The sequence below is a fragment of the Novosphingobium ovatum genome (assembly GCF_009909235.1).
Lineage (GTDB): Bacteria > Pseudomonadota > Alphaproteobacteria > Sphingomonadales > Sphingomonadaceae > Novosphingobium > Novosphingobium ovatum.
This window is the reverse complement of the sequence record NZ_JAAAPO010000002.1, coordinates 401449-426086: the sequence shown is the minus strand read 5'-3', so window position 1 is coordinate 426086 and position 24638 is coordinate 401449. Positions and strand designations below refer to the sequence as shown.

The window sequence follows — 24638 nt, the reverse complement described above, 5'->3', positions numbered from 1 at the left end:
GCGGCCACCATGCACCCACCGCCCACCGTTGCAAAGCACCCCATTGCGGGATTTCCACGGGACGCCTAAAGCCGCATGCGTCATGACCAGCGCGCGCGCGCGTCCCACGCCTTGTTACAGGTTGCCAGAATGCTTCAGTTCTTTCGGAATTTCTTCAAGTCCACGGTCGGCATCGCCATCTCTTTGGGGTTCATCGGCGTGTTGGCGCTGGCTTTTGCGGCCGGTGATGTCTCGAACAGCCTGGGTTTCTCGGGCACCGGGGACGGCAGCGAGGCGGTCGCCAGCGTGGGCAAGGAAAAGATCAGCGCCACCGCGCTGACCCAGCAGGCCCAGCAGATGGTCGAGGCCGCCCGCAAGCAGGACCCGCGCGCCGACATGAAGGCGTTTCTGGCGCAGGACGGGTTGAATCTGGTGCTGAACGATCTGGTCGATCGCAGCGCGATGGTGCAGTTCGGCAAGGCGCATGGCATTGTGGCGGGCAAGCGCCTGATCGACAGCGAACTGACCAAAATTCCCGCTTTTCAGGGGATTGACGGCAAGTTCTCGGAAGATACCTATCGTCAGATGTTGGCCCGCAGCGGCTACACCGACAAGAGCTTGCGCGAAAATCTGGGGCAGGACGTGATCAGCCGCCTGATCTTCAAGCAGGCCGAAATTGGCGGTTATATGGCCCCCGGCATGGCGCTGCGTTATGCTACATTGCTGAAGGAACAGCGCAGCGGCGCGATTGCCCTGCTGCCGGCCAACGCCTTTGCGCCCAAGACCCCGGCCACCGAGCCCGAGATCACCGCGTGGTACAACACGCACAAGGCGAATTATCAGTTGCCCGAACATCGCGTGATCCGTTTCGCCCGGTTTGACGCCAGCGCGGTCAAGCAGGTGCCCGCCCCGACCGATGCGGAAATCGCCGCCCGCTATAACGCCGAAAAGGCGAAATATGCAGGCGCCGAACTGCGTCGTATCGCGCAGGTTATTGCTATCAATGAAAGCATTGCGAAGGCCATTGCGGGCGATGTTGCCAAGGGTCAGACGCTGGAGGCCGCCGCCAAGGCGCATGGCCTGACCGTCGCCAATCTGGGCGCGGTGACCAAGGCGCAACTGGCCACGCAAAGCTCGACGGCGGTGGCTGAAGTGGCCTTTGCCGCTGCCAAGGGCGCTGTCGCAGGCCCGGCCAAGGCCTCGCTCGGCTATGCCGTGGTGCGCGTTGATGCCATTGAAATGAAAGCGGAACGTAAGCTGGAAAGCGTGCGTGGCGAGATCGTCGCAGCACTGACCGCCGAAAAACGCCGCACCGCTCTGGCCAGCCTGACTGCCCATATCGACGAGCAATTCGGCAAGGGCGGCGCCCTGTCGGACAGCGCCAAGGATCTGGGCTTGACGATCACTGAACTGCCCCCGGTTCTGGCCGATGGCAAGCTGTTTGGCGGCAATGGCCAGTCGGTGCCGCAGGACGTGTTGCGCATCGTCCAGTCGGGCTTCTCGACCGAGAGCGAAGGCGCGGCGCAGATCATAGAAATCGTTCCCGGCCAACAGTTTGCCATTCTGGATGCGGCCAAGATCGTGCCCGCCACCCCGGCACCTCTGGCTGCGGTGAAGCAGCAGATCGCCATCGAAATCGCGCTGGACAAGGGCGCCAAGGCCGCTCGCGCCGCCGCGATGGCCATTCTGGCACAGGCCAAGAAGGGCACGCCGCTGGCCACCTCGGTGGCGGGTGCGGGCGTGCCGCTGCCCCCGTTGCAGGCCGTCAACATGAGCCGCGAGCAGCTTTCGGCCCAGAACGGCCAGATCCCCCCCGCGCTGCAACTGTTCTTTGGCATGGCGCAGGGCACGACCAAACTGATGCCATTGCCTGAAAACCGGGGCTGGCTGGTCGTCCGTCTGGACAAGGTGACTGCTGGTGCGATGGCCGCAACCGATCCGCTGGTCGGGCAGGTTGGCACTGATCTGGGCGCCCGCGTGGGCGGTGAATATGCGCAGGCCCTGCACCGCGCGATTCGCGCCGAAGTGGGCGTTCAGCGCAAGGACAAGGCTTTGGCCGGTGTCGCCGCGCGCCTGTCGGGTGCGGCCCAATAATCTGTGGGCGCTGGTGACGGCGCCCATTCTCAACTTAGAAAAATGCGTAAAGACATGACCGTAATCGACCGATATCACGCCGAAAATCATGATGCTGCCATGGCCGCTTTGGCCGCTGGAAAGCCGGCGCTGGTCTGGCGGCGCCTGATCGCGGATACCGAAACGCCGGTGGGCGCCGGGCTGAAGCTGATCGAGAATGGGCGCGGCGATTTCCTGCTGGAATCGGTCGAGGGCGGCGAGGTGCGTGGGCGTTACAGCCTGTTGGGGCTGGCCCCCGATCTGGTGTTCCGTGCCACCGGCGATGCGGCCGAAATCAACCGCGACTGGGCACATGACCGCGATGCCTTTACGCCGCTGGCGGGCGGCGCGCTGACGCAATTGCGGGCGCTGGTGGCGTCTTGCCATATCGACGTACCGGCCGAATTGCCGCGGGCGCTGGCCTGTCTGGTCGGCTATTTCGGCTATGAAACCTTTGGCTTGGTGGAAAAACTGCCCCGCCCGGCACAAAGCGAATTGCAGGTGCCGGACATGCTGTTTGTCCGCCCGACGCTGATCCTGATCTTTGACCGCCTGGGCGACGAGCTGTTTGCGGTTGCCCCCGTCTGGCCTTCGGATAAGGCGCCCGAGGCCACGCTGGAGGCGGCGCGCGACCGCATTGACGAGGCGCTGCGCCGTCTGGCCCAGCCTGCGCCTGTGGCAGCCGCTGCGCCCGCCGATCTGCCGGTGCCAACGCCCACGCCGGTCCTGCCTGCCGGCCGCTATGCCGAGATGGTTGCCCGCGCCAAGGACTATATCGAGGCGGGCGACATCTTCCAAATCGTGCTGGCCCAGCGTTTTACCGCGCCTTTCACGCTGCCGCCCTATGCGCTTTATCGCGCGCTGCGCCGGGTGAACCCCTCGCCTTTCCTGTTCTATCTGGACCTGCCCGGCTTTGCCCTGACAGGGTCCAGCCCGGAAATTCTGGTGCGCGTGCGCGATGGTGAGGTGACGATCCGTCCCATCGCCGGCACCCGCCCGCGTGGCAACACGCCCGATGAGGACAAGGCCAACGAGATCAGCCTGTTGGCCGATCCCAAGGAACGGGCTGAGCATCTGATGCTGCTGGATCTGGGCCGCAATGATGTCGGCCGCGTCGCGTCCAAGGGTTCGGTCAAGGTCACCGAAAGCTATACGATCGAGCGGTACAGCCATGTGATGCACATCGTGTCGAACGTAGTGGGCCAGTTGGACGCGGTGCGCCATGACGCGATTGACGCAATGTTCGCTGGCTTTCCGGCAGGCACGGTGTCAGGCGCGCCCAAGGTCCGTGCCTGCGAAATCATCGCCGAGCTGGAGGGCGAAACGCGCGGCGCCTATGCTGGCGGCGTGGGCTATTTCGGGCCGGACGGCAATCTGGACAGCTGCATCGTCCTGCGCACCGCGCTGGTCAAGGATGGCGTGATGCATGTGCAGGCAGGCGCGGGCATCGTTGCCGACAGCGATCCCGCCAGCGAGCAGCGCGAATGTGAGCATAAATCGGGCGCTTTGTTCGCCGCCGCGCGTGAAGCGGTGCGTGTGGCGCAATCCGCCAATTTCGGGCAGTAAAGCATATGAGCGACAACAATCGCATTCTGGTGATCGACAACTACGACAGCTTCACCTTCAATCTTGTCCATTATATCATGGAGTTGGGGGCAGAAGTTGAAGTGGTGCGCAATGATGCCCTAACCCCTGCCGAGGCGATTGCCAGCAATGCTGCGGGCTATCTGATCTCGCCCGGCCCCTGCACCCCGACCGAGGCGGGGATCAGCGTCGAACTGGTTGGGGCCTGCGCCCAGGCGGGCAAGCCGCTGCTGGGCGTGTGTCTGGGCCATCAGTCCATCGGCCAATATTTCGGCGGCAAGGTTGTGCGCGGTGGCCTGATGCATGGCAAGACCAGTCCGGTCACCCATGACAACAGCGGCCTGTTTGCGGGCCTGCCCTCGCCGTTCACGGCAACGCGCTATCACTCGCTGATCGTCACGGATGTGCCCGATTGTCTGGTGGTCAACGCGCGCAGCGACGATGGCCATACCATGGGCTTTCGCCACCGGGATTTGCCGATCCACGGGGTGCAGTTCCACCCCGAAAGCATCGCCACCGAATATGGCCACGCGATGATCGCCAATTTCCTGCGGCTGTGCGGGATGGACCCGGTGCTGCCGGCGCACGCCACGCCGCTGCCCGCCGCGGCATTGCCCGCGGCCTGATCCATGGAGGCGCTGCCCCCCGTCACCGCCCAGACCTTTGATGAGGCCGAGGCCGAGGCGATCTTTGCCGCCATTCTGGACCAGCAGGTTGGTGACGCGGCGATTGGCGCTTTTCTGGTGGCTTTGTCCGACCGGGGCGAAACCGCCAGCGAAATCGCCGGGGCGGCCCGCGCCATGCGCGCGCGGGTGATCCCGGTGGCCGCGCCCGATAACGCGATCGACGTATGCGGCACGGGCGGCGATGGCCAGCACAGCCTGAACGTCTCGACCGCCGTGGCGATTGTGGTGGCCGCCTGCGATGTGCCGGTGGCCAAACACGGCAACCGCGCCGCCAGCAGCAAGGCGGGCGCTGCCGACACGCTGGAAGCTTTGGGTCTGAATTTGGCCAAGGCGGGCGAATATGCGGCGCAAACTTTGGCCGATATCGGCATCGCGTTCCTGTTCGCCCAATCGCACCACCCCTGCCTGAAACACATCGCCCCCATCCGCAAGGCATTGGGGCGGCGCACGATTTTCAATCTGATGGGGCCGCTGGCCAATCCGGCGGGCGTCACGCGGCAATTGGTGGGCATCGCTCGCCCGGCCTATGTGCCGATTTATGCGCAGGCGCTGATGCGGCTGGGCACGGGGCGGTCTTTTGTCGTGTCGGGCGATGAAGGGCTGGATGAATTGAGCCTGGCGGGCGGCAATGAATGGGCCGATATCGCGGGCGACACGCTGGCGATGAAACGCGTGTGCGCGGCCGACGCGGGGCTAGACACGTGGCCCATGGCGGCGATCCGGGGGGGCGATGCGGCCTATAATGCCGCCGCGCTGCGCCGTTTGCTGATGGGCCTGACCGAGACGGAGCAGGACCGCGCCTATCGCGACGCGGTGCTGTTCAATGCCGCCGGCGCGCTGATGGTGGCCGGCGCCGCCGCCGACTGGCGCGAGGGCGTGGAAGAAGCCGCCGAGGCTATCGACAAGGGGCTGGCCAAGGGTCTGCTGGACTGCTGGATCAAGGCCTGTTCGTGAGTGAGCATATGACTGATAAACTGACCGAAATCTGCAACACCAAGCGCGAGGAAGTCGCCCAGCGCAAGCCTTTGGCAAGCATTGCCGAACTGGACGCGCGCGCCGCCACGCACACCGCCCCGCGCGGGTTTGAGGCCGCTCTGCGCGCCAAGGCCGCCAATGGCTATGCGCTGATCGCCGAGATCAAGAAGGCCAGCCCATCCAAGGGTTTGATCCGCCCCGATTTTGATCCGCCCGCCCATGCCCGCGCCTATCAGGCGGGGGGCGCGGCCTGCCTGTCGGTACTGACCGATGCGCCCTATTTTCAGGGGCATGAGGACTATTTGATCGCCGCGCGCGCCGCCTGCGACCTGCCGGTGTTGCGCAAGGATTTCATGGTTGACCCATGGCAGGTGGCCGAGGCCCGCAGCATTGGCGCGGATGCGATCCTGATCATCGTTGCCGCCCTGTCCGATGCCCAGATGGCCGAGATCGAGCAGGCTGCGATCGAACGCGGCATGGACGTTCTGGTCGAGGTGCATGACGAGGACGAGATGGCGCGTGCCGCCAATCTGCGCTCGCGCCTGATTGGGGTGAATAACCGCGATCTCAAGACCTTCAAGACCGACATCGGCACGACCGAGCGCCTGTCGTCGCTTGCCCCTTCCGGTACTTTGCTGGTGGCCGAAAGCGGGATCAACACCCATGCGGACCTGTTGCGTCTGTCACCCTGTGGCGCGCGCACGTTTCTGGTGGGAGAAAGCCTGATGCGTCAGGCCGATGTCACCGCCGCAACGCGGGCACTGCTGGAGGGCTGAGCGCGGGCTAACCCCACATTTCCGGGTGGCGGATCAGCAATGCCTGTGCGCGGACCAGCGTTTTGGCATCGATCAGCCGCCCGTCCAGCACCATCGCGCGCAAATCGTCCAGCGGCATCTCGTGGACGGTGATGAAACCTGCTCCCCCTCGGCGCCCCCGTCCTCTGCCACCCACCGCACCGGGTGATAGGGCAACGCCCCCACCGCCGAACCATTGCACAGCAGGTGCGGCTCGCCCCCGCCGCCATCGGCAAAGCCCACCTCCGACCGATAGAACTTGTTCCAACCGTCATAGACCAGATCCCGCGCAAAGATCTGAGCCACAAACCATCCCTTTGATTCGCCCGTCGATCATGCCGCGCGGCAAAAATGCTGTTGCGTCGGCATGCGGGCGCGATCAAGAGGATGCAATGAGTGAATTGACCCATCTGGACGCGAATGGCCATGCCCGCATGGTCGATGTCGGCGCCAAGGCGGACACCATGCGGGTGGCCATCGCCAGCGGCCATATCCGCATGTCACATGACGCCCTTGCCGCGATCCGCGATGGCGCTGTGCCAAAAGGCGACGTGCTGGCCGCGGCGCGCATCGCCGGCATCATGGCCGCCAAACGCACGGCTGAGCTGATCCCGCTGTGCCACCCTTTGCCGCTGCATAGCGTGGGGGTGGATTTCACGCTGGATGACACGGGCATCACCGCCACCGCGACCGCCAGCCTGACGGGCAAGACCGGCGTGGAAATGGAGGCCATGACCGCCGTTTCCATCGCGCTGCTGACGATTTACGACATGGCCAAGGCGATCGACAAGGGCATGGTGATCAGCGCCATCCGCCTGATCGAGAAGCGCGGCGGCAAATCCGGCCATTGGCGCGCCGAAGGGGCGGTGTGATGGCCGCACCCTTGCCGATGGAGGAGGCGCAGGCTCGCCTGATCGCGCTGGCCCCTGCCCTGCCGCACGAACATGCGGGGGTAGAGGACGCGCTGGGGCGCTATCTGGCCGCGCCCCTGACTGCGTTGCGTCGACAACCAGCGGCAGATCTTTCGGCGATGGATGGCTATGCCTTGGCGGCCGACGATCTGGCGGGACCGTGGCAGGTGGTGGGCGAAAGCGCCGCCGGACACCCCTTTGCCGGGCGGGTCGCGGCCGGCCAGGCGGTGCGGATATCGACCGGAGCGCTGCTGCCCGATGGCGCAGGCGTCGTGCTGTTGCAGGAGGATTGCACGCGCGAGGGCGACATGTTGCGCCTGACCGGCACGCCCCCCACGCCACAAGATCGCCATATCCGCCGCGCCGGATTTGACTTTTCAACCGGAACAGCAGTGCTGAACGCGGGGACAGGGATCGGCCCGGCGCAAGTGGCGCTGGCGATCGCCGCCGGGCACGCCCATGTACCGGTGCGCCGCCGCGCCCGCGTGGCCATCATCGACAGCGGCGACGAACTCTCCGCCATAGGCACCCCTTGCGCCGCGCATCAGATCCCCGCCAGCAACGGAGCGATGCTGGCTGCGTTACTGCCCGCAGCGGCTTGCCATATCGCGCGCCACGGCCCGGTGCCCGACCGGCTGGACGCGCTGGTCGGCGCGCTGGAAGCCTGCGCGGGGGCGGACCTGATCCTGACCAGCGGGGGGGCTTCGGTCGGGGACCATGACCTGATCCGCCCCGCGCTGGAGGCATGGGGCGCGACGATCGATTTCTGGAAGGTGGCAATCCGCCCCGGCAAACCGTTGCTGGTGGCGCGCAAAGGCGACACGATGGTGATCGGGCTGCCCGGCAATCCGGTGTCCAGCATGGTGACTGCCCATCTGTTTGCCCTGCCGGTGCTGCGCGCGATGCTGGGCGCTGCGGCGCCTTTGCCTGTGACAGTGCGTTTGCCGGTGGCGCAGGATCTGGCGCCCGGCGGGCAGCGCCGTGAATTCCGCCGGGGATTTTGGGACGGAACACAGGTTTGGCCCAACCCCATGCGCGATTCCAGCGCTCTGGCCGCGATGGCCGCCAGCAATTGCCTGATCGATTGCCCGGCCGATGGACCTGCGGTTGCTGCGGGGCAGCAGGTTAACGTGGTTTTGACCAATATCACCACGCTGGTGTGAAAGGATGCTTGACGCAAGCCAATCTGTTGCTTAATTGTTCCACATCCGTTCACGCTGATGTGGGCGAATTGGAACATTGACCCTTCGGCCATGGCAATCGTGGCCGGCGCAGAAAGGCAGGCCGTCATGCTGACCCGCAAGCAGCACGAGCTGATCCGCTTTATCCAGGCCCGGTTGGAAGACACCGGCGTTTCCCCCAGTTTCGAAGAGATGAAGGAAGCGTTGGACCTGAAGTCAAAGTCGGGCGTGCACCGGCTGATTTCGGCGCTGGAGGAGCGTGGCTTTATCCGCCGCCTGCCCAACCGCGCCCGCGCGCTGGAAATCCTGCGTCAGCCCGAGGATGTGACGGGCGGTGCACGTCCAGCTGCAACGGTGGAAACAGCGGCCAAGCCTGTGACCAAGCCGGTGGTGGACACCACACGCAAGGTGGTACCAGCGGCCGCCAATGACATCGTCGAGATCCCGCTGCATGGCCGCATCGCCGCCGGTGTCCCGATTGAGGCGTTGGAAGGACAGTCGATGCTGCCTGTACCCGCCGCGCTGCTGGGATCGGGTGAGCATTACGCGCTGGAAGTTTCAGGCGATTCCATGGTTGAGGCAGGCATTCTGGATGGCGATCTGGCACTGATCCGCCGGACAGAGGTGGCGCGCGATGGCGAGATCGTCGTGGCACTGGTTCGAGGCGAAGAAGCAACGCTGAAATATCTGCGTCGTGAGGGCGGGATGATCCGTCTGGACCCGGCCAACGCAGCCTATGATCCGCAATATTACCGCCCCGGAGAGGTGCAGGTGCAGGGCCGTCTGGCGGGGCTGCTGCGCCGGTATCACTGAGCGGGTATCGGGCGTGACCAAGCGGGAGGATGACTGCCCCCCTTCCCTGCTCAACGCGGCAAATCCCTGCGCATTTACTGTGGCGTTTGCGGTCTGACGCTGGGTGCGCGCCACCAGGGGTGCTGGCCTTGACTGTCCGCCACGCGCAGCACGCGCCCTTCGGCCAGATACAGCGCCATGCCGCCAGCATAATGCAACACGTCCTTGTCCACTTTCAAGTGACGCGGGTGGCATTCGGCCGGCAAGGGCGTCCGGGCGATCACCACATCTACCCCAGCGCAGGCCACGACCATCGCCTCGGTCGCCGCACTGTGATCATTGCGCCCCAGCAAAAACGTCCAGTCCCGCTCCGGGCGCCGAAGCACCACGCGACAGAAATCGGTGTTGCATCTTGCGCCTTGCCAACTGGGCAATGGTCGGAACGGTAGGCTCTGCCCTTCGGCTTCCAGCATCGCGGCGGTGTAAAACGTGCTGCGCCCCTGCCCCAGCACCACCAATTGCGCACCATCGTCCACCAGCATGCCAATGTGGTGCGCATCGGGCGAGATCAGGACATCTGCTGGGCGGGCCATGGCCAGTGCCACGGCGCCGGCCAATGCGGGCACGATCCCCCAAGCGCGCATCGTGCCGCGCCACAGCGCCAGCCATATCATGCCCGCCAGAAACAGGCCAAAAACGCCTTCCCCCATCGTCGGGATCACTGTCACCGCATCCGGACGGGCGGCCACCGCGCGCGCCAGCCCCAACAGCCCGTCCAGCGATGCCGCCGTCGCCTGCCATAGTGGCGTGGATAGCCCTCCCACCACCGCATCCAGCGCGAGCGCGCCCGCAAGCAGCGGCATCACCACCACGGTCGTCAACGGGATCGCCACCAGATTGGCCAAAGCGCCATACACCCCGCCGCGATGGAAATGGAAAAAGGTGATTGGCATCAGCGCTAGTTCAATCACCAGCCCGGTCAGCAACAGCATCACCCATTGCCGCCCGTGTCGCCACAGCCAGCCTTCGTCACGCGCCGCCAAAAAGGCGCGGGCAGGGCGCGCCTGATGCAGGGCGACAATCGCCAATACCGCGCCAAAGCTCATCTGAAACGAGGGGCCAACGACAGATTCGGGCCATAGCAACAGGACGACAAACCCCGCCAGCGCCAACAGCCGCAGCGACATCGGTTGCCGTCCGAAGGCCACCGCGGCCAGCACCAGCAGCGCCCCAACGCAGGACCGCAACGTGGGTACCTGTGCCCCTGTCAACAGCGTGTAGGCGATGCCCGCCAAGGCCCCTGCGCCTCCCGCGATCAGCGGCAACCGCACCCGCAGCGCCAGCCACGGCCACAGCGCCAACAACCGCAGTACAATCCAATAGGCGCCGCCAACCACCGCACTGACGTGCAAACCACTGACCGACAACAAATGTGTCAGGCCTGCATCGCGCATCGCGGCCTCGTCCGACGCGCTCAGCGCCCCACGCTCGCCACTGGCCAGCGCCACCGCAATACCCCCCGCCGCCCCCGGCAAGCGCGCATGCACCCGCTCTGCCAAGGCGTGGCGCGCATGGTCGATCGATCCGCCATCAGCCGCCTCCCGCACCAGCACCAATGGCCCCAACGCCGCGCCTGTTGCCGCCACGCCATCAAACCACGCCCTGCGGGCTGCGTCATACGCCCCCGGCCACAACGGCGCAGATGGCGGCATCAGCCGCGCCTTGATCCGGACGATCGCCCCTTCTTGCGCGGCGGACAAGTCAAAACGGTCCGGCACCGACACCCGTGCCCGGATCGGCCCGGCCAAGGCATCTGGACGCAGCGCCAGCAGCAGCCGCACTTTGCCCGCAGCTGGCATCGCGTCACGCGCCAAAATCCGCGCGTTCACCGTCACCACGGAGGGATAGGGAATCGCAGCTGCGCCCACCCAGGCCGATTTTGCCCACACCAGCGCGCAGCCTGCCGCCAGTGCCAGCGGCATACCGATCAGTGCCGCACGGCACCATGGCCAGCGCCCATCTCGCTGCATCGCGGCACATGCGCCCAATGCCAGCCCCACGCCGCCCGCAATCAGCGCCATCCATTGCGACCGCCCCGGCAGCACGAACCACGCCGCAATTCCCAAGGCAAAGCCCGCCACCAGCCATGCCAACCCGTCATATTCGGCCGTGGCAAGAAATTGCTCTATTGCATTGCCAGCCCTTGCAAAGGACGCGCGGCTGCGCCAATGGGCTTGCTGCGATGCAGCGGTATCGGACACAGGGATAGGGTCGATTCCCGACTGTGCGGTTGTGGCAAACCTCACGGACAACGGCCCGCTCCCCCCTGGCGCCCAAAGGGGGCGCCTGCTCGTTGCACATGGAACAATATGGAGTCGCGAATGGCAAGTGTTGGCGTGGAAAATGGCAAGCTGGTCGATGGCCGCCCGGTCGTCACCCGTTTTGCTCCCTCGCCCACCGGCTATCTGCACATTGGTGGCGCGCGCACCGCGCTGTTCAACTGGCTGTTTGCCCGCCACATGGGCGGCAAATATCTGCTGCGGATCGAGGATACCGACCGCGCCCGCTCGACCGAGCCGGCGATCGAGGCGATCTTTGACGGTCTGAACTGGCTGGGTCTGGGCGGTGATGAACCGGCTGTGTTCCAGTTTGCCCGGTCCGATCGCCACGCGCAGGTCGCCGCCGCGCTGCTGGACGCCGGGCAGGCCTATCGCTGCTATCTGACGCAGGAAGAACTGGCCGCCCGCCGCGAGGCGGCGCAGGCCGAAAAGCGCCCGTTCCGCATCGTTTCCGAATGGCGCGACGCCACGCCCGACCAATGGCCCGCCGACGCGCCCTATGTCGTGCGCATCAAGGCCCCGCGTGAGGGCGAGACGGTCATCAACGATCTGGTGCAGGGCAGCGTCACGGTCGCCAATGTCGAACTGGACGATTTTGTCATCCTGCGCAGCGATGGCACGCCGACCTATATGCTGGCTGTGGTGGTGGACGATCACGACATGGGCGTGACCCACGTGATCCGTGGCGATGACCATCTGAACAACGCTTTCCGTCAGTTGGTGATTATCCGCGCGATGCACGCGATCGAGGGCGGCTGGAACGATCCGTTCTATGCCCATATCCCGCTGATCCACGGCGCGGACGGAGCCAAGCTGTCCAAGCGCCACGGCGCGCTGGGCGTGGATGCCTATCGTGACGAGATGGGCCTGCTGCCCGAGGCGGTGTTGAACTATCTGATGCGGCTGAGCTGGGGCCATGGCGATGATGAGATCATCTCGGTCGCGCAGGCGATCGAATGGTTTGACGTCACCGACGTGTCCAAGGGCGCGGCACGGTTCGACTTTGCCAAACTGGCCAATCTGAACGGGCATTATCTGCGCGAGTGCGAAGATGTGCGTCTGGCGGCACTGGTCGCGCCGCGGATAACGGCTGATGCGGTGGACATGGATCTGCTGACCCGCGCCATGCCCGTGCTCAAGGTACGGGCAAAGGATCTGAACGATCTGGCGGCCGGCGCCGCTTTCCTGTTTGCCCAGCGTCCGCTGGCGATCGAGGAGAAGGCCGCCGCGCTGCTGACGGATGAAGCTTGCGCTTTGCTGGGTCGTATCCACCAAAGTCTAGGGGCGGAAACAGACTGGACAATCGACGGTCTGGAAGCCACTTTGAAGCTAATGGCAAGTGAGCTGGGCCTGGGCCTGGGCAAGCTGGCCCAGCCGCTGCGCGCGGCCCTGACCGGGCAGACCACGTCTCCCGGCATTTTCGACGTTTTGGTACTTCTTGGCCGGGACGAAGCCTTGGCGCGGATCGCCGCGCAGGCCAAGGCCGGCTGAACAGAAATTAGGTGAGGAGGTAAAGCGGTGGGTGATCAGGCTAAACTGAGTGTCGGCGGCAAGGAAATCGACCTTCCCGTCCTGAAGGGCAGCGTCGGGCCGGATGTGATCGACATCCGCAAGCTCTACGCGCAGACCGGCGCTTTCACGTATGATCCGGGCTTCACCTCGACGGGCAGCTGCGAAAGCGCGCTGACCTATATCGACGGTGACGAAGGCGTTCTGCTGCATCGCGGCTATCCGATCGGGCAACTGGCTGAACAGTCCAGCTTCCTCGAAGTGTGCTACCTGCTGCTGAATGGCGAACTGCCCAGCCAGGCCGAACTGGGCAAGTTCGAGCACACCATCACGCGCCACACCATGGTGCATGAGCAGCTCAGCAGCTTTTTCAGCGGCTTCCGCCGTGACGCGCACCCGATGGCGGTGATGTGCGGCGTGGTGGGCGCGCTCTCGGCGTTCTATCACGACAGCACCGACATTTCGGACCCCGTGCAGCGCCGCATCGCCAGCCACCGTCTGATCGCCAAGATGCCGACGATCGCGGCCATGGCGTACAAGTATTCGGTTGGTCAGCCCTTTGTCTATCCCGACAACAAGCTGTCCTATGCCGGCAACTTCCTGAAGATGACCTTTGGCGTTCCGGCCGAAGAATATGAAGTGATCCCCGCCGTCGAAAAGGCGATGGACCGCATCTTCATCCTGCACGCCGACCACGAGCAGAACGCCTCGACCTCGACCGTGCGTCTGGCGGGTTCCTCGGGTGCCAACCCGTTTGCCTGCATCGCGGCCGGCATCGCCTGCCTGTGGGGCCCGGCACACGGCGGCGCGAACGAAGCGTGCCTCAACATGCTCCGTGAAATCGGCACCCCGGACAAGATCCCGCACTTCATCGAGCGCGCCAAGGACAAGAACGATCCGTTCCGTCTGATGGGCTTTGGTCACCGCGTGTACAAGAACTATGACCCGCGCGCGACCGTGATGCAGCAGACCGTGCGCGAAGTGTTCGACGCGCTGAAGGTCAACGATCCGCTGTTCGAGACCGCGCTGCGTCTGGAAGAACTGGCCCGTTCGGACCCGTATTTCATCGAAAAGAAGCTGTTCCCCAACGTCGACTTCTATTCGGGCATCATTCTGTCGGCGATCGGCTTCCCGACCGAGATGTTCACCGTGCTGTTCGCGCTGGCCCGCACCGTGGGCTGGGTGGCACAGTGGAACGAAATGATCGGCGATCCCGGCCAGAAGATCGGTCGTCCCCGTCAGCTGTACACCGGCCCGACGGAGCGCGACTACGTGCCGCTGTCGGCGCGTTAAGGTCAAGGCGTGCCGCTGTCGGCGCGTTAAGCGCGGCGCCAAACGGCAAACAAAGGGCGCGGAGGGGAAACCTTCCGCGCCTTTTGCTTTGCGTGATCGCTGTGGCAAGGCGGCGGGATGTACCCTGATGCCGCGCGGTTTAGGGCGTGATCACCGCATTGAGCACAAACATACCGCCCAACAGGACAAGCACGATTGCCAGCACAATGCAGCCGCCGCGGGTTTGGCCTGCCTTGGGTGGCGGCCCGCTCACCCCTGATCGGCAGGCAGATCCAGCACGAAACGCGCGCCAATCTTGCTGGCGGCATCGACCGACAATTCGCCGCCCATCGCGCGGGCCAACCTGCGCGAGATATACAGGCCCAGCCCGCTGCCGCCATCGCCGCTGCGGCCCAGACGCTCGAACTTGTCAAACACCCGCAGCGCGTCGCCCGGCGGAATGCCCGGCCCCTGATCTGCCACCGCGATCCGCGCCAAATGGGGCGTGCGCGTCAGGATCAGCGAAATCACCGAGTTTTCCGGGCTATAGCGGATCGCATTTCCGATCAGGTTCAACAGGATCTGCAGCACGCGGCGGAATTCCCCCACAGCGGGCAAATGCGTTTCCTCGCCCGGCGCGGCGATGGTGATGCCCTTTTCCCGCGCCCGCACCGACAGGATGCCCGCCGCCCGGCGCGCCACATCGGCCAGATCAATCCGATCGGCCGCCGGGGCAAAGCCCGCGCCCTCGATCACCTCGATATCGGCCAGATCCTCTACCAACCCCATCAGATGCTGGCCCGCCGTGGCGATATCGCCGGCATAGGCGGCATATTCCGCCGCCAAAGGACCCGCCAAACGGGTGCGGATCGTTTCGGCATTGGCGATGATGCGCGCGATGGGTTGGCGCAGAACGGGCGCCAATTCACGCCCTATCACCGGCGGCGCCGCCACCGGCTGGGCCACCACCTGAACCACAGGCACAAGCTCGACCGCCATGGGGCTATCGCTGTTCAGGCACAGTTCGAACCCGGCAATGCCGCCATCACCTCCCGATTGCGGCACCAAAGTCGCGCGCCACACCCGCACCGACCCCGGCACGGTCAATTCCACCCCGTCCAGCAACCGCCAGTGCAATGGCGCGCGGTGGCTCAGGTCCTTGAGCGTGACGAATTGCGTCCAGTGCCGCCCAATCCCGGCGCGCATCGCGGCGGCGCATTCGGCCAGATCGGGCGCATCAGCGTCCACCGTCAAAACCCCCTGCGCCGCGTCCAACCGCGCCGTCAGCTCGGCCAGAGCACGATCGATTTCCATCCGCCGCCTACTGGCCAGATCGGCCGGTTCGGGCGGCAATGGCGTTGCCTGCCAATTGCGCAAAGCGATCAGACAGCCACCCTGCGCATCGGCCTGCGGCGTCACCTCGATCCACGCGCGGATCGTGTCGGTGCCGTCCTGCGCCAGAATAGGGCGCGCCATCTTCAGGCCAAACCCGCGCGCCTTGGCCACGACCTCGCGCAGTTCAGGCACGGCGATCGCGCCGGGGATCACCCCGCCACAGCGCAATTGCAACGAAGCCAGCGGTTCGTCCGCGCTGACCAGATGATCGGCCGCGTCGCTGCGGGCGGTGATGGCGATGCGTTCAACCTGCGTCACGGCTGCTCCTGCGCATCAAGGAGCTGTCCGCGATGATTTGCGCGGCCCGTTCGGCAGGCAAGCGGGCCAGTTCGGGCGGGATCCAGGCCTGAGGGTGCAACGCGCTGATCGCCGCCTCGATCGCGCCGATGTTCAGCCCGGCGGCCCGCAAGCCAAGGCCCAACCGCGCCGTCTGGCCCTCCTGCATGGAAAGCAAAGCCGTATCACGCCCCTGCCCGCTGGCCTGTGCCAGTGCCGAGGCAAAAATCGCCACCCCCGCATGCAGAGGATTAAGCGCTGCCAGCGCCCCTGCCCCCATGCCCGACACTAACGCTGCGGTCAGGCCAATGCGGGTCGAACCTTCGTCATAACAGGCGCGCAACGCCCGCTCGGCCCCGGTGGCGGCCTGTGCCATGCCCCGATCCACGTCACCATCAGCCCAGACATGCATCGCCACCAGCACACCATGCAACAATTCGGCCGGCAACTCGGTGATCGACAACTGCATCCGCCGCTGCCCCTGCGCAAACCGCGCCTGCGCGGCCAGCAAGCGCATCGCCCGCCCTGCCGCCTCCGCCTCGCCCGAGGCGATCAGCGCCTGCACCAAGGGCGCCAGCACCGGGTCCAGCCCCAGCCGTTCCTGCAGCTTTTGCGTGACATGCCATTCCAGCGCCAGCCCGTGCAGATGCCCCAACAGCCCCGGCACATCGGGCAGCACCGCGATCAGTCCGTCATCATCCTGCGCGCGATCAACCATCGTTCCGCCGGGCGCGGCCATCACCATCGCGTCGACCACCTGGTGCGCCAGATCGGCCATCATCGCCCGCAACCGCGCCAGCACATCATCGCCAAACATCGCCCGGCCATCATGCACCAGCAAATGGCGCAAAACCGGCGCAGCCGAGCCAATCACGGCATCGCCGCGCGCCAGCGCAAGCGCCAGGCCCGATTCCACAGAATCGCCCGAAGAAGGGTCGGCAACCGCCATCGTCATACGTCTGGTATACAGGGCACGGGTTAAGCCGTGGTTAGCCTTGACGCGCGACCAACCATAAAGATCAAGGTCGCCATCATCGCCAGCGCCAACAGCAACAACACCGGCTGCAACAGCCCGGCCAGCGCCGCCAGCGCCAGTACCAAGGCCAGCACCAGCCGGTCCGCCCCCCACCGCGCCCATCCGCCGCTGATCAACACAGGCGTTAACCGCGCGAGCCCCAACAGCATCGCGGCCGCAAACAGACGGTGGATAAAGCCCGCCGCATCGACCGCCCCCCCCACCTGTCCGACCGGGGCCTGTCCCCATGTCAACAGCGCCAACAACAAAGCATCGGTGATCGCGGCATAGCTGCGCATGGGCGCCATACGCGGACGCGGCAGGCGCAGCGCGGTGCGCTCCACCCGGCCGAACAGCGCGGCCACCTGAAACGCCACCCACATCAGCCCCGCCAGCACCAAGGGCACCGTCACCATGCCAAACCAACCCATCGCCAGCGCCACCAGACCCAGCAATCCCGCGCCCGTGGCCACCACCGATCCGCCGGTCCCGGCATGCAACAGCGCCGGCCCCAACGCACCAACCACCTGTCCGGCCACCCACACGGCGGGAGGGACATCCTGCATGCCGCCCATCTGATGCGACAGCCACGCATTTTCCAGCGCCTGTGCCTCACCCTCGGTGCGGATCAATGACCAATAGGCATCGCGGATCACCCCCTCGGGCATGTCGGCGCGGCGCACCCCGCCCTGCAAAGCGACACGCTGCAACGTGGCAAAAACATCGCAATCGCTGGGCATCTGCTCCATGCGGGCCAACAAACGGCCCGGCACCAGCATCGCCCCGGCCGAGGCGTGGTTCAGATCCAGCCGCTCAAACCCACGCGCAACGCCTGCTTCGACCGGCTGGACCAGCACCACCGGCTCACCGCTCAACAAGCCCAGCGCCGGCTCGATCGGGGCCAGCAGGCCATCGGCCAAAGCCACCACCTCGTCCTGTGCGGTGATCAGCGCCAAAACGGCATGGAGGTTGGCCACCAGATGAAAACGCAAGCCCGCCGCTTCGGCAACGTGTTGCAGGTCCAGCCAGTCGCCCTCGGCCCGGTGGCCGATGCAGATCACCCGCTCACACCCCAGCGCCAGCGCCAGTGTCAACTGGTGGCGCGCCAGCGCGATCCCGCCCACACGCAAAAAGGCCCGCAGCGGCAACAGCGGGGCCGTCTGGGGGCCGTCAGCCAACGGCTCGGTCATCGTCAAAAGGGCGACGCGCAAAGACTTCTCCGGAAAATCCCGGCAGGTTCTAGAGAAGCATGGCCGGACTGCCAAGCGCCGATCCGGCAAGAATGAAAGGGATTTTAACCAGCCACCAGTCCCCGCCGGACGCTTAACCTGCGGCGAATTCCTGGGCAAAGGCGGCCAGCTTGCGGATGACCACGGGGTCGCCGGGGGCCGCATCCACCGCCTCATCGGCCAGCGCGATCAGCGGCCAAGCCTGAAAACTGGCGCCCAGCCCCTTGAGCCGCATCGCCGCCACATGCCAATTCCCATCGCAGCGCGCACGGCGCAGCAGATCGATCTGCCGCTCCAGGCTCTCGCGAAAGGCCTCGCGCAGTTCCATATACAGCGCCGTATCGTCACCAGCAGCGGCAGCGATCGTCGCGTCGAGAGCACCAGCTTCATACGCCATGACGTCATAATACGGTGCCATCCATTGCCGACCCGTTAATGCGGGCTTTCGCAAAGCACTTTCCGTGATATTCATAAGCCATGCCGACTACACAGCCCGCAGCCGACAGCATCCTTTTGACACCCGCCGTTCTGGCGCATGGCGCGCCGCCGCCAGATCCACACACCCCCCCAACCGAGGCGGTGATCGGCCTGGATCGGCCCGATCCGGGCAGCGATGCGCTGGTGCATGAGACCGCGCATGGCGCAACGGATAACGCAGCGTTTGACCTGTACGCCGACATTGTCGAGGTATTTCCGGCCGAAGCGCGCGGCCGGACGATCGACCGCGTTGCGCCGTGGATCGCGGGCGTACTGGCGCTGAGCTGGACCGGGGCCTGTGTCTGGGCGGCGATGAGCGGCGCAATGGCCGCCACGCCCGCCGCCATCATCGCAGCTCTGGCGCAATGGTCAGGCCCGCTGGTGGTGATCGCGCTGGGCTGGATGCTGGTGTTGCGCTCGGCCCCGGCCGAAGCGCGGCGCTATGTCGACATGAGCCATCTGCTGCGGCAGGAAAGCGCCGAGCTGGAGAGCCGGTTGGTGGCGATGAACGGCCTGATCGGCCGTGCCCGCGCCGCGCTGTCCGCACAGGCCGCCGATCTGGAGGTTTTGGCCACCAAGGCTGGCGACAATCTGGGCAACCACAGCCAGGCGTTGGTCGGCATGATCACCAGCGCCGAGGAAAAGGCAGCCCGCGTCAGCACCCATTCGGCCACCGCCACCGAACAACTGCAACTGTTGCGCGAGACGCTGCCCGATGTGGCGCGCTCGGCCAGTGACGTGACCACGCAGATTTCCGGTGCGGGGCAAGTGGCGCTGAGCCATCTGCAAGACATGATCAAGGGGCTGAACCGGCTGAATGACTTTGGCCAGGCCTGCGACCGGCAGGTAACGATGCTGCGCGACCGTCTGGACACGACACTGAGCGCGCTGACCACCCGCGCCACCCAGATCGACGAACAGATCGAGGGCGCGATGGAAGCGCTGGAGGCGCGCAGCCGTGGCTTTGCGATGGATCTGGAAAAGCACGATACCGATGCGCGCGAGGCGATCCGCCGCCGCGCCGCCGCCTTGACCGCCGAAATCGCAGCCACGCGCGACAAGCTGGACAGCGAGGAGGCGCAAAGCCTGACCTCGTTGCGGGCCCGGCTGAACGCGCTGCGCGATGAAACCGCCACCATTGCCCGCGCCCTGCGCGAAGGCGAGGCCAGCGCCATGGCCGATCTGCGCCAAACCACGTCGCGTCTGACGGCCGAGGTGGAAAGCATCGACAGCGACCTGAGCAGCCGCCAAAACAGCCGGATCGAACAGGCGCGCCAACTAACCACGCTGGTCGAGGCCAGCACCAGCCGTCTGATCCAGATGGAGGCACGGCTGGAAGGCATCGTCAACGCCGACCAGTCATTGTCGACCGCGCTGGACGGCCGTCTGGACGCACTGGAACGCCGCCTGTCCGAAACCGACCGACATATCGAAAAGCTGACCGAGGCCAGCGTGCGCCTGCTGGAATTGATCCGGTCCAGCGCCGACACCAGCCGCGAACAATTGCCCAAGGCACTGGAAGCGGGCGAAACCCGGCTGGAGGGCTTCCGCGAGAAGGTCGCCATCCTGTCGGCCGAGATCGAGGTGACGCGCGGCAAGGGCGAAGCTTTGGCCGGCCATCTGGGCGAAGCGCAAACCAACCTGACGCAGTCAATCCGCCAGATCGATCAATTACATGGTGACATCGACGACCGGATGCACAATCAGGGCCGCCTGTTGACCGCGATGGGCAGCACGCTGCACGCGCTGGCGCTGGACGCCGACAGCTTGTCGGCCCGCGCCAAGGGGGAACTGCAGACCGCGCTGGACACGTTGACCGGGGCGCTGAGCCATGCGGTGCAGCAGATCGAGACCGAGGGCGCCGCGCGCCTGCACGCCCTGAGCACGCAGGTTGGTGCCGACAGCGGCGACATCATCGCCCGCGAGATCGAGAGCCAGCTGCATCGCCTGCACAACGACATTCAGCGCGTCGCGCATCAGGCCGCTGAAATCAGCCATGACGCCGTGGTGCAATTGTGCCGCAATATCGCGTCGGCCGACAATCAGGTGGAGCATCTGGAGCGCCGTGTGGCCGACGCCCGCGCCCGCGCCGAGGACGAGATCGACAGCGATCTGGGCCGCCGCCTGACCGAACTGACCGAGGCCATGCACACCAGCGCGATCGACATCACCCGAGCACTGAGCAAGGACGTTGCCGACACCGCATGGGCCGCTTACCTCAAGGGCGACCGGGGCATTTTCGCCCGGCGTTCCGTTCGTTTGCTGGATTCGGGTGAAGCGCGCGCGGTGCTGGCGCTGTACGAAAGTGATGAGGCATTCAGCGAGGGCGTCAACCGCTACATCCACGATTTCGAGGCAATGCTGCGGCAATTGCTGGCAACACGCGACGGTAATGCACTGTCGATCACCGTACTCTCATCGGACGTGGGCAAGCTGTATGTCGCGCTAGCACAGGCGATCGAGCGGCTGCGCAGCTGATGCGGTGAGGCGCCCTGTGATCAGGGCGCCTCACGCAAAGAGGCTGGGACGCGGAACGGCGCAATATCCTCGATCGTCACCCAACCATACGTAATATTGGCATAAAACAGGCCGAACAAGATCGCGCTGACGATGGTTGTGCGGATCGCCACCTTTAGCGGGCGGAAATTGCTCGGCGCGGAATGCACCTGTCCGGGTACCAATGACTCACCCGTTTCATCGGGTGTTTTCAACCCGAATGGCATCACCGCAAAGGCGGTAATCACCCAGAACAGAAAATAGATCGCCAGCGCCGATACCGGTTTCACATCACTCTCCCGTATGTGGGGGCCGCCTGCGTTCAGGCTGGCCCCGTCTGGATCAGGCCGATTGCAAGCCTTCGGCCATCAGCATCACCTTGACCTGCGGCTTTTTCCCGCACCAACGGCCGGCACAGCGGCGCGCGGCCAATCGGGCCGCCTCGGTCAGGGCGTCAGCGTCACGGCGATCGGCCCCCTTCAGCTTGGTCAACGCGGCCAAGACATCAGCCTCCGCCTCACCGACAAAGGCATCGTAATCCTCGACCAGCGGCAGCCCCATCCCCGCCACCTGCACCTGCCAATCGGCATGGCGCACATGGCCGGAAATCGCCACCATCACCACGCCCTGAAAGGCCAGACGGCGGCGCATCGCCATTGCCTCACCATCGGCGGGGGCAATAATGTCGCCATCCAGCACCAGCCTGCCGGTACGGATCTCGTCAAACTTGCCCGGACGCCCGGGCGCCAGACGGATGACATCGCCGTTCTTTTGCAGGATCTGCTGCGGGATGCCGCTCTCCTTGCCCAACCGTACCTGTTCGGCCATGTGGCGCAATTCGCCATGCACCGGCATCAGGATCTGCGGCCGCAACCAGCCGTACATCGCCTGCAATTCCGGCCGGCCGGGGTGGCCCGAGACGTGGATCTCGGCCTGACGGTCCGTGACAACGGTCACGCCCTGCTCGGCCAGTTGGTTCATCACCTTGCCAATGGCCAGTTCGTTGCCGGGGATCTGACGGCTGGAAAACAGCACCACATCGCCCTTGTCCAGCTTGATCGGGTGGTTTCCATCGGCCACGCGGGCCAGTGTGGCGCGCGCCTCGCCCTGCCCGCCGGTGGCGACGATCAACACCTCGCCGCGCGGCAGGTTCATCGCCGTGTCAACATCGATCAAATCCGGCAAGGCCTTGAGGTAGCCGCTGGACTGCGCCGCCTCGATAATGCGATCCAGCGACCGGCCCGAAACGCACAGGCGGCGGTTGGTCGCCTTGGCGACATCGCCCAGTGTCTGCAACCGCGCGACATTGCTGGCAAAAGTGGTAACGACCACGCGCTTGCCGGCATGGCGGCGCACCTCTTCCAGCATGGCGCGCCCCACCACACCCTCACTGCCCGAAGGCGCGGGGTTGAACACGTTGGTGCTGTCGCATACCAGCGCCAACACGCCCTCGTCGCCGATCCGCGTCAATTGTTCGGGCGTAGCAGGTGTGCCGATCAGCGGCTCATCGTCCAGCTTCCAGTCGCCGGTATGGAACACGCGGCCATAGGGCGTCTCGATCACCAGCGCATGGCCCTCGGCGATGGAATGCGCCAATGGCACATAGCGTACCCCAAAGGGCCCCAGATCAATCTGATCGAAATGGTCAACCACAATCAGATCGACATCACGTGTCAGCCCCGCCTCGGCCAATTTGTTCGCGACCAACCGCGCCGTAAAGGGCGTGGCATAGATCGGCACATCCAGTTCGGCCGCGAAATAGGGCACGGCGCCGATGTGGTCTTCATGCGCATGCGTCAGCACAATGCCGACCAGATCCTCGCGCCGTTCCTCGATAAAGGCACAGTCGGCAAACACCAGTTCACAGCCCGGATATTCCGTGCCGGCAAAGGTCAGGCCCAAATCGACCATCAGCCATTTGCCCTCACAGCCATAGAGATTGACGTTCATGCCAATCTCGCCCGAACCGCCGAGCGCACAAAACAGCAATTCCTTGCCCGGGGTCAGATCGCGGTCTGCTATGTCATCCTCCATCTCAAATTCTGCCAGGCGGGGACCGCCCTGTGGCCGCATCGCGGCGGCCGCTCATATCAGCGCGTTGCGGCCCGTTGCGCCAACAGCGCCAGCCCGTCCAGCGTCAAATCATTGTCCACCACATCAAACAGGCCTGCCTGATTGTTGAACAGCACCGCCAGACCGCCGGTCGCCACCACCTTGGCCGGGCGGCCGATCTGGGCACGCATCCGGCCGATCAGCCCTTCCATCATCGCGACATAGCCCCAATAGATCCCGATCAGCATCTGATCCTCGGTATTGGTGCCAATGACGCTGAGGCTGCCCGGCCTGGCGATGGCGATACGCGGCAGTTTGGCCGTGTTGCCTACCAACGCGTCCAGCGACAGGTTCAGCCCTGGCGCGATGATCCCGCCCTTGTAGGCGCCATGAAAATCCACCGCATCAATCGTTGTGGCCGTGCCAAAATCGACGATGATCAAATCGCCCGGATATTTGGCATGCGCGGCAATCGCGTTGACGGCCCGGTCGGCGCCCAGCGACTTGGGCTCGTCCACATCGATATCGATCGCATAGGACGCAGCCCCCTGCCCCGCCACCAACGGCGTGACGTTGAAATATTTGGTCGCCAGCACTTCCAGATTATGCAGCGCGCGCGGCACAACAGTGCTGACGATGATCTGCCCGATATCGGCGCGCTGATAGCCCTCAATCGCCAGCAACTGATTGAGCCAAACAGCATATTCGTCGGCCGTCCGCCGCGCATCGGTCGCAATACGCCAACGCGAGCGGATCTCCAGTCCATCATACAGGGCGAAAACCACATTGGTATTGCCCACATCCACCGCCAGCAGCATCTGCGATCCTTACCTGTCGAGGCGCGGCCGGTCAGGCCAGCGCCACATCTCCTGCATGTACGGTGTGTACCCTGCCATCAGCCAGCGACAAGCGCAAAGCGCCCGTTGCGTCAAGCCCGGCAAATTGTCCATTGAGGATCGAACCATCAGGCTGCTGTACGGACAAGCTGGTCCCATGAGGATGGGCAGCAACCTGCCAGCGCGACAACAGCGCCCCCAGTCCGTGTTGCCGCCAAGCCTGCACCTGTGCCGCCATGTGTTCCGACAACGCGCAGGCAAAGCCATCACGATCGGGCGCGGGGCCAAACGCGGAAAGGCAAACCGTCGCGCGGCCAGGAATTTCGGGCGCCTGTATCAGATTGACGCCGATCCCGACGATCACCGCGTCCCCCACCCGCTCCAGCAGGATACCCGCCAGTTTGGCCGCGCCGACCATCACATCGTTGGGCCATTTCAGCAAAGGCATTTGCGGCGGCAGGACATAAGGCGCGACCGCCGCTTGCGTAGCCAATCCCGCGACCAGCGCCAGACTGCCCGCGTGAGGATCACCGCCCCCCGGCCACACCACGGTCGAGCCCATGAAATTGCCCGCACCATCACTCCACAAACGACCAAGCCGACCGCGCCCCGCCGTTTGACGGTCCGCGATCAGCCAGGTTCCTTCGGCCACCGGTTCCCCCGCCCGCAGCCTTTCGGCCAGATCGGCATTGGTGGAACCGGTTTCCGCAACAATCTGTAGCAAGGTG

General features: G+C 65.1%; 21 protein-coding genes. 11 read left to right on the top strand and 10 right to left on the bottom strand.

Going from position 1 to position 24638, the window contains the following annotated elements:
* The first annotated feature begins 129 nt into the window (after positions 1 to 129).
* Genes GTZ99_RS06115 through trpC form a run of 5 tightly spaced genes read left to right on the top strand, consistent with a single transcriptional unit; the run spans position 130 to position 6112 of the window.
* On the top strand, positions 130 to 2073 hold the full coding sequence (locus GTZ99_RS06115; protein WP_161717378.1) for a peptidylprolyl isomerase: 1944 nt from the start codon (positions 130 to 132) through the stop codon (positions 2071 to 2073).
* Between the two features lie 54 nt (positions 2074 to 2127).
* A complete protein-coding gene (locus GTZ99_RS06110; RefSeq protein ID WP_161717377.1) occupies positions 2128 to 3657 on the top strand; it encodes an anthranilate synthase component I family protein in 1530 nt (509 codons plus the stop codon).
* A 5-nt stretch (positions 3658 to 3662) separates the two neighbouring features.
* Entirely contained in the window at positions 3663 to 4301 is a 639-nt protein-coding gene (locus GTZ99_RS06105) for an anthranilate synthase component II (RefSeq protein ID WP_161717376.1), read from the top strand.
* 3 nt (positions 4302 to 4304) lie between these two features.
* Positions 4305 to 5315 (top strand): anthranilate phosphoribosyltransferase, encoded by a 1011-nt coding sequence (gene trpD, locus GTZ99_RS06100; protein WP_161717375.1) that lies wholly within the window; start codon positions 4305 to 4307, stop codon positions 5313 to 5315.
* A gap of 8 nt (positions 5316 to 5323) precedes the next feature.
* Complete coding sequence (trpC, locus tag GTZ99_RS06095) at positions 5324 to 6112, top strand: indole-3-glycerol phosphate synthase TrpC (protein WP_161717374.1); 789 nt, start codon at positions 5324 to 5326, stop codon at positions 6110 to 6112.
* 72 nt (positions 6113 to 6184) lie between these two features.
* Here the strand turns inward: trpC and GTZ99_RS06090 are convergent, their stop codons facing one another.
* Entirely contained in the window at positions 6185 to 6436 is a 252-nt protein-coding gene (locus GTZ99_RS06090) for a hypothetical protein (protein WP_227711135.1), read from the bottom strand.
* Positions 6437 to 6522: 86 nt separating this feature from the next.
* On the opposite strand from GTZ99_RS06090, the gene moaC reads away from it, so the two are divergent.
* From moaC to lexA, 3 genes are all read left to right on the top strand, one after another.
* The gene (gene moaC / locus GTZ99_RS06085; protein ID WP_161717373.1) at positions 6523 to 7002 is read left to right on the top strand and encodes a cyclic pyranopterin monophosphate synthase MoaC; all 480 of its coding nucleotides are present in this window, start codon (positions 6523 to 6525) and stop codon (positions 7000 to 7002) included.
* Entirely contained in the window at positions 7002 to 8204 is a 1203-nt protein-coding gene (locus GTZ99_RS06080) for a molybdopterin molybdotransferase MoeA (protein WP_161717372.1), read from the top strand. The genes moaC and GTZ99_RS06080 overlap by 1 nt, the downstream gene beginning before the upstream one ends.
* Positions 8205 to 8330: 126 nt before the next feature.
* A complete protein-coding gene (gene lexA / locus GTZ99_RS06075; protein WP_161717371.1) occupies positions 8331 to 9035 on the top strand; it encodes a transcriptional repressor LexA in 705 nt (234 codons plus the stop codon).
* Positions 9036 to 9109: 74 nt separating this feature from the next.
* On the opposite strand, the gene GTZ99_RS06070 is transcribed toward lexA, so the two are convergent.
* On the bottom strand, positions 9110 to 11275 hold the full coding sequence (locus tag GTZ99_RS06070) for a ComEC/Rec2 family competence protein (RefSeq protein ID WP_320076645.1): 2166 nt from the start codon (positions 11273 to 11275) through the stop codon (positions 9110 to 9112).
* A gap of 120 nt (positions 11276 to 11395) precedes the next feature.
* Between GTZ99_RS06070 and gltX the strand changes: the two genes are divergently transcribed.
* Both gltX and GTZ99_RS06060 read left to right on the top strand, forming a co-directional pair.
* Positions 11396 to 12844, top strand: a complete 1449-nt coding sequence (gltX, locus tag GTZ99_RS06065) for a glutamate--tRNA ligase (protein WP_406818582.1) — start codon at positions 11396 to 11398, stop codon at positions 12842 to 12844.
* Between the two features lie 27 nt (positions 12845 to 12871).
* Complete coding sequence (locus GTZ99_RS06060) at positions 12872 to 14155, top strand: citrate synthase (RefSeq protein ID WP_161717369.1); 1284 nt, start codon at positions 12872 to 12874, stop codon at positions 14153 to 14155.
* Positions 14156 to 14404: 249 nt separating this feature from the next.
* Here GTZ99_RS06060 and GTZ99_RS06055 read toward each other — a convergent pair whose 3' ends face one another.
* From GTZ99_RS06055 to GTZ99_RS06040, 4 genes are all read right to left on the bottom strand, one after another.
* The gene (locus GTZ99_RS06055) at positions 14405 to 15787 is read right to left on the bottom strand and encodes a sensor histidine kinase (protein WP_161717368.1); all 1383 of its coding nucleotides are present in this window, start codon (positions 15785 to 15787) and stop codon (positions 14405 to 14407) included.
* The gene (locus GTZ99_RS06050; protein WP_161717367.1) at positions 15774 to 16760 is read right to left on the bottom strand and encodes a hypothetical protein; all 987 of its coding nucleotides are present in this window, start codon (positions 16758 to 16760) and stop codon (positions 15774 to 15776) included. The genes GTZ99_RS06055 and GTZ99_RS06050 overlap by 14 nt, the downstream gene beginning before the upstream one ends.
* Before the next feature lie 23 nt (positions 16761 to 16783).
* Entirely contained in the window at positions 16784 to 18010 is a 1227-nt protein-coding gene (locus GTZ99_RS06045) for a hypothetical protein (protein WP_161717366.1), read from the bottom strand.
* 133 nt (positions 18011 to 18143) lie between these two features.
* Complete coding sequence (locus GTZ99_RS06040; protein ID WP_161717686.1) at positions 18144 to 18446, bottom strand: Hpt domain-containing protein; 303 nt, start codon at positions 18444 to 18446, stop codon at positions 18144 to 18146.
* Between the two features lie 80 nt (positions 18447 to 18526).
* Here GTZ99_RS06040 and GTZ99_RS06035 point away from each other — a divergent pair, with 80 nt between their 5' ends.
* A complete protein-coding gene (locus GTZ99_RS06035) occupies positions 18527 to 21004 on the top strand; it encodes a hypothetical protein (protein WP_161717365.1) in 2478 nt (825 codons plus the stop codon).
* Between the two features lie 20 nt (positions 21005 to 21024).
* Here the strand turns inward: GTZ99_RS06035 and GTZ99_RS06030 are convergent, their stop codons facing one another.
* From GTZ99_RS06030 to GTZ99_RS06015, 4 genes are read right to left on the bottom strand one after another with little or no spacing between them, the layout of a single operon-like run.
* Positions 21025 to 21312: a DUF1467 family protein gene (locus tag GTZ99_RS06030; RefSeq protein WP_161717364.1), complete on the bottom strand. Its 288-nt coding sequence runs from the start codon at positions 21310 to 21312 to the stop codon at positions 21025 to 21027.
* A gap of 52 nt (positions 21313 to 21364) precedes the next feature.
* The gene (locus tag GTZ99_RS06025; protein WP_227711134.1) at positions 21365 to 23056 is read right to left on the bottom strand and encodes a ribonuclease J; all 1692 of its coding nucleotides are present in this window, start codon (positions 23054 to 23056) and stop codon (positions 21365 to 21367) included.
* A 56-nt stretch (positions 23057 to 23112) separates the two neighbouring features.
* Positions 23113 to 23892, bottom strand: a complete 780-nt coding sequence (locus tag GTZ99_RS06020; RefSeq protein WP_161717363.1) for a type III pantothenate kinase — start codon at positions 23890 to 23892, stop codon at positions 23113 to 23115.
* Between the two features lie 31 nt (positions 23893 to 23923).
* Entirely contained in the window at positions 23924 to 24634 is a 711-nt protein-coding gene (locus GTZ99_RS06015) for a biotin--[acetyl-CoA-carboxylase] ligase (RefSeq protein ID WP_161717362.1), read from the bottom strand.
* Between the last annotated feature and the right edge of the window lie 4 nt (positions 24635 to 24638).